The sequence below is a fragment of the Myxococcus sp. AM009 genome (assembly GCF_013372605.1).
In the GTDB taxonomy this organism is placed as follows: domain Bacteria; phylum Myxococcota; class Myxococcia; order Myxococcales; family Myxococcaceae; genus Myxococcus; species Myxococcus vastator.
The window spans coordinates 1-8,044 of sequence record NZ_JABXEP010000242.1; the positions used below are offsets into that span (position 1 = coordinate 1).

Sequence of the window (8,044 nt, forward strand, 5' to 3'; positions counted from 1 at the left end):
GCCCCCATGGAGGCCGCGCGTGTGATACGCGGAGGCCGTGGCTCACGTCCTCCTCGATCTGCGCATGGTGCGTGGCCGGCTGCATGGGATTGCCCGCTACGCCCTGGAGCTGGCGCGGCGGATGCCCGCGCTCGCGCCCGACCTGCGCTTCTCCGCGTTGGTGCCCCCCGAGGGGCTCGCTCCCGACCTGGGTGAGCTGACGCCACGCATGCCGCTTCACCGCGCGCTGGCCGGGTTTCTTTCACCCATTGAGCAGCCGGCGCTCGCGGCGGACCTGGTGAGGCTGGCGCCAGCCGCGTTCCACGCCACGTCCTTCTCGCTGCCCCTCTTCTGGAACGGGCGGCTGGTGGCCACGCTCCACGACGCCAACCACCTGGCGCTGGCGGACCAGTACTCGCCGGCCCAGTCCCTCTACTACCGCGTCGTCGTGGGACCTCGCGCGAAGCGGGCCACCGCGCTGGTGACGGTGTCCGGGTTCTCACGCGACGAGCTCGCGAAGCACCTCAAGCTGTCGCCCTACCGCCTCCAGGTGATTCACAACGGAGTGGACGCCCGCTTCCAGCCGCCGACCCAGGCCGAGGCCGCCGCGTTCCGCGAACGGTACGCGCTGCCAGCGCGCTACGTGGCGGCGGTGGGCAACGCCAAGCGCTTCAAGAACCTGGCGCTGCTGAAGGACTTCGCTGGGGAGCTGCCGGTGCCCGTGGTGCTGCTGGCGGGCAAGGGCGCGGTGGCGCACGAGCTGGGGCTTCATGAGAACGTGCTCGACCTGGAGGAGCTGCCCGAGGACCAGATGCCGCTGTTCTACGGCGCGGCGTCGGCGCTGCTGCTGCCCTCACGCTACGAAGGCTTCGGGCTGCCGGCCCTGGAGGCCATGGGCGCGGGCTGTCCGGTGCTGGCGGCGGACGCGACCGCCCTGCCCGAGGTCGTGGGCAACGCGGCGCTGAGACTCCCCCCGGACGACGCGGCGGCATGGCGTGAAGCGACGCTGCGCGTGCTCCGCGACGACGCGCTGCGCCGGGAGCTGGTGGAGCTGGGCCGGGAGCGCGTGGCGCGCTTCACCTGGGACGACTGTGCCCGGCGCACCCTGGCCGTCTACCGCCGCGTGCTGGAGACCCCCGCGCCCGGAGGCTCGCGCGGGACGCCTGGCCGATAGGGCGTGGGCGCGCCTTCCAGCGGCAAGCGGCCCTGACGGGCCTCCCGGCCGCGCAGGCGCTCACTGCCCTCGCACAACCCCAGGCCCCAGACGAGCGAGAAGGACAGGTACACGCTGGAGTGGAACGGGAGGTAGTGCACCAGCGCGAGGATGTGGAAGCCCACCCAGGACAGCAGCGCGCCCGTGGCCGCGAGCGAGCCCTCGCGGTAGCGCCGGATGAGCGCGCGCCCCAGGAAGCCGTGCATCGCCAGCATCAGCAACAGCCCCACCAGGCCCGTCTCCGCCCACACCGTCAGCCACAGGTTGTGCGAATCGGTGGCCAGCAAGTCCGTGATGCCCGTCTCGTCTTGCGTGGCCAGGGCCGCCGGCTTGTGGTTGCCGAAGCCCACGCCCGTCAGCGGGTATTCGCGCACCAGGCTCCAGCCCACGACCATGGCGTGCTCCCGCTCGCCGCCGTAGATGTTGCCCAGCGCCTTCTCCAGGCGCGTGCGCCAGGCCGGGCTCATGGAGACGACGGCCACCAGCGCGAACATGAGCGCCAGCCCCAGCTTCCGCGCGGACCCCTGGACCAGCAGCAGCAACGCCACCACGCTGACGAGCAGCGCCGCGCCCAGCGCCGCTCGCGCGAAGGCGTTGTAGATGGAGATGAGCATCCCCATCACCACCGCGCCCGCCAGGATGCGCCGCCGCGCCTGGTCCGCGCTGCCCAGCACCGACAGCGCGGGCCCGAGCGCCGCGATGGCGCCATGCGCGAAGCGAAGCCGGTGGGAGAAGAAGCCACCCGCCGCGTAGCGCGGAGACTCCTCCGTGCCGAAGTTCTCGTGCAGCCGCCCCAGGTTCAGCTTGAGGAAGGCGGGCAGCTCCATGGACCAGCGCACCCGGTTCTGGAACACCCCCAGCAGCGCGGCCAACAGCCACCCTCCCGCCAGGACGCCCGCCAGCAGCAGCCACGGCACGCCCACGGCGCCAATGCACGCGGCCGCGGCGCCCGCCACCGAGTCCAGCACCTGCCCGTACCGCGAGCCGCGCGGCCACGCCTCCGCCGCGCCCGTCAGCAGCGCCACCGCGGGAGACACCGCCTGCCACAGGCACAGCACCCCGCTGGCCCCGGCATAGGCGCGCACGTCCGGCGCCAGGCGGAGCCGCCCCCGCACCAGCAGAATCGCCGCCAGCAGCACCGCCGCCCCCGTCGCCACCTGGAGGACGACCTCCGCCAGCACCAGGCCCACGGTCCACGTCACCAGCACGGCGTTGATGGCGCGGCGCCAGCGCAGGTCCAGCGGAAGCTCGGACGCGGTTCCCATGAGCGCGGACACGCTACCTCACCGGCAGCCAGCGCCGCGGCAGGGACAGCCGGCCCTCGCGCCGCAACCACACCGCCCCCGCGATGAGGCCCAGCAGCACGGTGGGCGCCCACGCGGCGACGCCAGGAGACAGCCGCTCCGTGAGCACCAGCGTCCGGCACACCATCATCAAGCCCCACATCGCCACCGCCGTCAGCAGGCCCTCGATGATGGCGGCCGTGAGGTGCCCCCGCCGGTTGGCGCGCAGTGCCAGCCCCACCCCCAGCAGCGCGGCGGGGAAGGCCGCCATCGGGTAGGCGAAGCGGTTGTGCAGGGCCAGCTCGAACTGCTTCGTCGCCAGCCCCACGTCGCGGCGCGCGACAATCTGCTCGCGCAGCTCGGACGCCCGCATCTGCTCCGGACGCCCCGGCCGGATGCGGAACGCGGTGACGGCCACGCCCAGCGCGTACTCCGCCTCCGGGAGCTGCCGCACGGACGTCTTCCCCTCGCCGTCGAAGGTGCGCTCCACCACGTCCGTCAGGCGCCAGCGCATGCCCTCCACCGGGAACATGCCGGAGGCGTCCAGGCGCCGCTGAAGGTTGAAGGACTCCGTCACCGTGAAGACGGACACGTCCTGGAACCCCTCCTGCGCGCTGCCGCCCCGGAGGAAGAAGATGTTGTCTCCGCGCCGGAACCACTGCTTCGGCGTGTAGTAGAAGCGCCAGTCGCCCCACTTGTTGAAGCGCTGGGTGGAGATTTCGTCCACGCGCCGGCCGGAGTACGTCGCCACCCGCTCGTCGAAGGCCACCAGCCCCACGCAGGCCACGAACGACGCCACGAGGATGGGCAGGTACAGCGCGGACGGGCCGAAGGTCAGCGCCCGGATGGCGGTGACTTCGCCCTGTTTGCGCAGCGCGGACACCGTGGTGCCCGCCGCCAGCAGCAGCGCCGCCGGCCCCAGCTGCTGCACCGACATCATCGCCTTGTAGAAGTAGAGCTCCGCCGCGTCCCGCACCCAGCCCGGCCCCGTGTAGAGCTTCGCGCGGTCCACGAAGTCCACCACCACGAACACCAGCACCAGCCCCCCGAGGATGCCCAGGACGAAGCGCAGGTACGTGCGCAGCACGTAGAGGAAGAGCGTTCCCCTCACTTGACCGTCCCCGAGCGGCTCACCCGGAACAGGGCCCAAAGCCCCACCGCGATGAACACCAGGTTGGCCATCTGCCCCGCCAGGCCCACGGGCAACTGGCCCTTCTGCCCCATCTGCTCGAAGACGCGGCTCAGCAGGTAGTAGAGGACGTAGCCGCCCAGCGTCAGCAGGTAGCCCCACGCCCGGCCCGACTGGCGCCGGCCCATGGCCAGCGGCGTGCCCAGCAGCGCGAAGGCGATGGGCGCCAGCGCATTCCCCAACCGGCTGTGCAGCGCCATCCGGAACACGCGCGCATCCTCGCCCCGCGCTTCCGCCTCGCGCGCCGCCTCCATCAGCTCGACGGGCGTCAGCTCCTCACGGGAGAACGAGAAGCGGCTGCGCTTGCCCATGGAGGCGCCCATGCCCACGCTGATTTCGGCCTGGTCGAACCGGATGATGCTGTACTCCTCCGTCTCGCGGCCCGCGGAGCGGTGCACCTCCCCCTCCTCCAGCGCGAAGCGCAGCACCTCCCCGCCGGTGGACGTGCCCACCTGCCCCCGCTGCGCCAGCACCAGCAGCGGCGAGTTCGCCTCCCGGTCGTCATGCAGGAGCACGTGGGTCCACTTCCCGTCCGCCGACACCTGCTCCGCGTACAGCGTCAGGTTGCTGAGGTCCTCGTAGAAGACGCCGGACTTCACGTCGCCCACGGCGTTCTTCCGGATGACCTCGCTCACCAGCACCTTCAAGCCCGCAAGGCCCCAGGGCTGCGCCGTGGAGGTGATGACCAGCATCAGCACGCTGAGCGCCACCGCGATGCCCATCGGCGCGGCCAGCAGGCGCACCGGCCCGATGCCCAGCGCCTGGAGCGCGACCAGCTCCCGGTCCTCGCCCAGCCGCCCCAGCCCCAGGAGGATGGCCAGCAGGAAGGCGATGGGCAGCGCCATCATCAGGAAGTGCGGCGCCAGGTACGCCAGCAGCCGCGCCAGGTCCACCAGCGTCACCGACGAGCCCAGCAGCACGTCGGTGCCCCGCAGGAACTGCATGACGAAGAGCAACAGGAACATGAACGCCACCCACACGCCGAGCGGGACCAACAGCTCCCGGAGCAGGTAGCGCGAAAGGCGGTTCACGGGGCGGCCTTCATCCCTCGCGCGCCGATGTCCCGGCGCAAGTGCATGCCCTCGAAGCGCACGGCCGCCGCCGCCGCGTAGGCCCGCTCGCGCGCCTGCGCCAGGTCCTCGCCCCGCGCGCACACCGTCAGCACCCGGCCTCCGGCCGTCACGACGCCGCCATCACGCGCCTCCACGCCCGCCAGGAACACCGTGGCGTCGGGCGGCACCGCGTCCAGCCCCTCAATCCGCTGGCCCTTCTGCGGCGCATCCGGATAGCCCCGCGCCGCCAGCACCACGCCCACCGAGGCACCGGGCGCGGACACCAGCGTCCGCGGCGTGAGCGCGCCCCGTGCACACGCGTCCAGCAACGGCAGCAGGTCCTCACCCAGCTGCATCATCAGCACCTGCGTCTCCGGGTCACCGAAGCGCGCGTTGAACTCCAGCACCTTCGGGCCGCCGCGCGTGAGCATCAGTCCCGCATAAAGCACGCCCCGGAAGGGAATTCCGCGCCGGCGCAGCACGGCCAGCGTCGGGGCAACCACGCGCTCGCCCACCTCGGCGAGCTGCGCGGCGGACAGGAAGGGCGCGGGGCTGTACGCGCCCATGCCGCCGGTGTTGGGCCCCGTGTCGCCTTCGCCCACGCGCTTGTGGTCCTGGGACAAGGGCAGCATGGCGTAGCGCTCGCCATCACACAGCGCCATCGCCGACACCTCTTCGCCCTCCAGCAGCTCCTCCAGGACCATCGTCTGGCCCGCCACGCCCATGGCGCCCACGGCCCGCACCGCCGCGCGCGCGGCCTCCACGTCGTGGGCGACGATGACGCCCTTGCCCGCCGCCAGGCCATCCGCCTTGACGACGATGCGCCCCTGCGCCACCGCGTAGGCCTCCGCCGCAGCCACGTCGGTGAACGTCCGGAACGCGGCGGTGGGCACGCCGGCCTCGGCCATGATCTCCTTCGCGAAGGCCTTGGAGCCCTCGATGCGCGCGCCCGCCGCCACGGGCCCGAAGCAGGCGATGCCCGCGTCGGCCAGCGCGTCCGCGACGCCCGCGACCAGCGGCGCTTCCGGGCCCACCACCACCAGGTCCACCGCCTCGCGCTTCGCGAACGCGGCGACCTCCGCGGGTGCGTCCGCGCGCAGGGCCACGTTGGTGCCCAGCTTCGCCGTGCCCGGGTTGCCCGGAGCGCACCAGAGCTGGGTCAACAAGGGACTCTGCGACAGCTTCCACGCGAGCGCGTGCTCACGGCCACCGGAACCGAGCAGCAGGACCTTCACATCCACCTCACCGTTCCAACAGGTAGAGCATCCGCTTCGCGGGGAGGTAGGCTGGATCCAACCCCACCACCTTCACCAGGGTGTCTCGCGCCGCGTCCTTGCCCCGGGCAGACTCCAGCTGCGCCAGCCGCGCCTGCGCCGACAGCAGGGTGGGCGCCAGGGCCAGCGCGTCCCGAAGCGCGCGCTTGGCCGGCTCCACCTGCCGGGCCTCCGCCAGCGCCAGGCCGCGCGCCAGGTGCGACACCGGCAGCTGCCGCCCCGCCGCCGCGGAGCGCTCGCCCAGGCGCCGGGCCTCCGCGGTCGCACCTCGCCGCAGCGCGATGAGCGCGCGGTAGGCCAGGGCCCCCGCGTTGTTCGCGTCCACCTCCAACACGCTGCGCAGATGGCGCTCGGCCGCGTCGAACTGGTGCTGGTGGAAGCGCAGCAGGCCCTCGTACAGCAGCGGAGACGGGTCCTCCGGCCCCTCGGACAGCGCGAGGATGGCCCCCTCCACGCCCTCCACCGTCTCGCGTGGGCGCAGCCAGTAGGCGGACGTCGCGGGCCGCGGCTCCAGCCGGAGCGGGTCTGACTGCAAGGCCTGGTGCAGCGCGCGGAAGGCATCGTCCCGCCGCTTCGCGCTCGCCGCGGCGACGCCCGCCAGCAGCTGCGCGTCCAGCCGCCGCGCGTCCAGCTTCACCGCTTCCTGGAAGGCCTCCAGGGCCTCCAGCGGCTTCTTCTCCAGGAGCAGCAGCCGGCCTTCGAGCACCTTCTCCAGCGCGCCGTCCTCCAACTGCCCGCGAAAGCCCGGCAGATGGGCTCGCGCCTTCTCCGCGTCGCGGCGGCCCAGGGCCACCAGGAAGAGCTGGAGCTGCGCCTCGGGCAGGTCCTTCACGAGCCGCAGGGCCTCTTCCGCCGACTTCACCGCCGCGTCCTGACTGCCCGCGGTGCGCTCCGCCGCCGCCAGGTGCACCAGCACCTCGGCCACCTCGGGCGCGTCGTAGCGCGCGCGGTTCTTCATCAGCGCGCGCAAGTCCCTCACCGCGCCCGCGGCGTTGCCCTCCGCCTGGTAGCGCAGCATCGCCAGCGGCAGCAGCGCGCGCAGCTCGCCGGGCTCCGCCTTCACCCGGGCCTCGTACAGCTTGCGCGCCTCCGCGGGCTCACCCACCTCCTGGTAGATGCGGGCGGTGAGCGCCAGGCTCTCCCAGTCCTTCGGGCTCGCCTCCAGCCGCTTGCGCAGGGTGTCCAGCGCGGCGGAGTACTCACCGCCCGACACATGCGCGAGCGCGCGGTAGTAGTGCAGCCGCTTGATGTCCGGCGACAGCTTCTGCGCGGAGTCGAAGTGGCTGCGCGCCAGCTCGCGGGACGACGACAGCCACGTGCGGCCCAGCACCAGGTGCGCTTCGGCCTTCTGCGCGTCGGGGAGCTCCGCGCGGGCCAGCAGCTCCTCCGCCAGCGGACGGGCCTGCTCGGGCTGCCCGGAGCGGGCCAGCAGGAGGTTCGCGTGCGCCAGCAGCAGCGGCGCCGTGCGGCCGGACCGGGACTCCGCCGCCGACAGCAGCGCGCGGGCCTCCTGGAACGTCGCGTCGTCCATGCGCGCGCCGCGTCCCAGGGCCAGCGCCTGGACGTAGCCCGCGATGGCGGCGTCGTTGGCCGGGTCCAGCACCAGCGCCTGCTGGAAGGACTCCTCCGCCTCGGCGTACGCGAAGCGCTCGTCACGGGCGAGCTGCTGCTGCCCGTACGCGAACCGCTCCGCGCTGGTGCCCTGAATCTCCAGGTACTTCAGCTTCCAGCGAGGCAGCACCGCCTGCACCGCCTCCGGGATGGGGGCCGCGGGCGGAGGGCCCGCCTGGCGGCGCGACGCCTCCTGCTGCTGCTGGTACAGGAAGTAACCGCCCACGCCTCCGCCCACGACGACGAGCCCCACGAGGCCCGCCACCAGCCCGCCCTTGCCTCCACGGGAGCGCCCGTCGCTGATGCGCACCGGCGCGGAGCGCGAACCACTGCGAGGCTCCGCGCCCAGCTGCGGCGAGGAGGCGCGGAGGCCACTGCGAGGCTCCGGCCCCATGTCCGGAATGATGTCGGTGCTGATGGGCACACGCGCGCCACCGCGGGAC

Annotated in this window: 6 protein-coding genes; 1 reads left to right on the top strand and 5 read right to left on the bottom strand. The window is 73.1% G+C overall.

What is annotated here, in order from left to right:
• Window positions 1-37 precede the first annotated feature (37 nt).
• A complete protein-coding gene (locus tag HV824_RS33635; protein ID WP_368738137.1) occupies window positions 38-1,153 on the top strand; it encodes a glycosyltransferase family 4 protein in 1,116 nt (371 codons plus the stop codon).
• Here the strand turns inward: HV824_RS33635 and waaL are convergent.
• The 5 genes from waaL to HV824_RS33660 form a co-directional block, all read right to left on the bottom strand.
• Window positions 1,093-2,469 (bottom strand): O-antigen ligase WaaL, encoded by a 1,377-nt coding sequence (gene waaL, locus HV824_RS33640; RefSeq protein WP_368670958.1) that lies wholly within the window; start codon window positions 2,467-2,469, stop codon window positions 1,093-1,095. The two genes, HV824_RS33635 and waaL, sit on opposite strands and share 61 nt — an antisense overlap.
• A 1-nt stretch (window position 2,470) precedes the next feature.
• Entirely contained in the window at window positions 2,471-3,586 is a 1,116-nt protein-coding gene (locus HV824_RS33645) for an LptF/LptG family permease (protein WP_176418632.1), read from the bottom strand.
• The gene (locus HV824_RS33650) at window positions 3,583-4,695 is read right to left on the bottom strand and encodes an LptF/LptG family permease (RefSeq protein WP_176425093.1); all 1,113 of its coding nucleotides are present in this window, start codon (window positions 4,693-4,695) and stop codon (window positions 3,583-3,585) included. The genes HV824_RS33645 and HV824_RS33650 overlap by 4 nt, the downstream gene beginning before the upstream one ends.
• Window positions 4,692-5,957, bottom strand: a complete 1,266-nt coding sequence (gene purD / locus HV824_RS33655; protein WP_176418634.1) for a phosphoribosylamine--glycine ligase — start codon at window positions 5,955-5,957, stop codon at window positions 4,692-4,694. Before purD ends, HV824_RS33650 begins: the two co-directional genes overlap by 4 nt.
• 1 nt (window position 5,958) lies before the next feature.
• Window positions 5,959-8,044, bottom strand: a 2,086-nt coding sequence (locus tag HV824_RS33660) for a tetratricopeptide repeat protein (RefSeq protein WP_176425094.1), incomplete at its 5' end; no start/stop codon positions are given.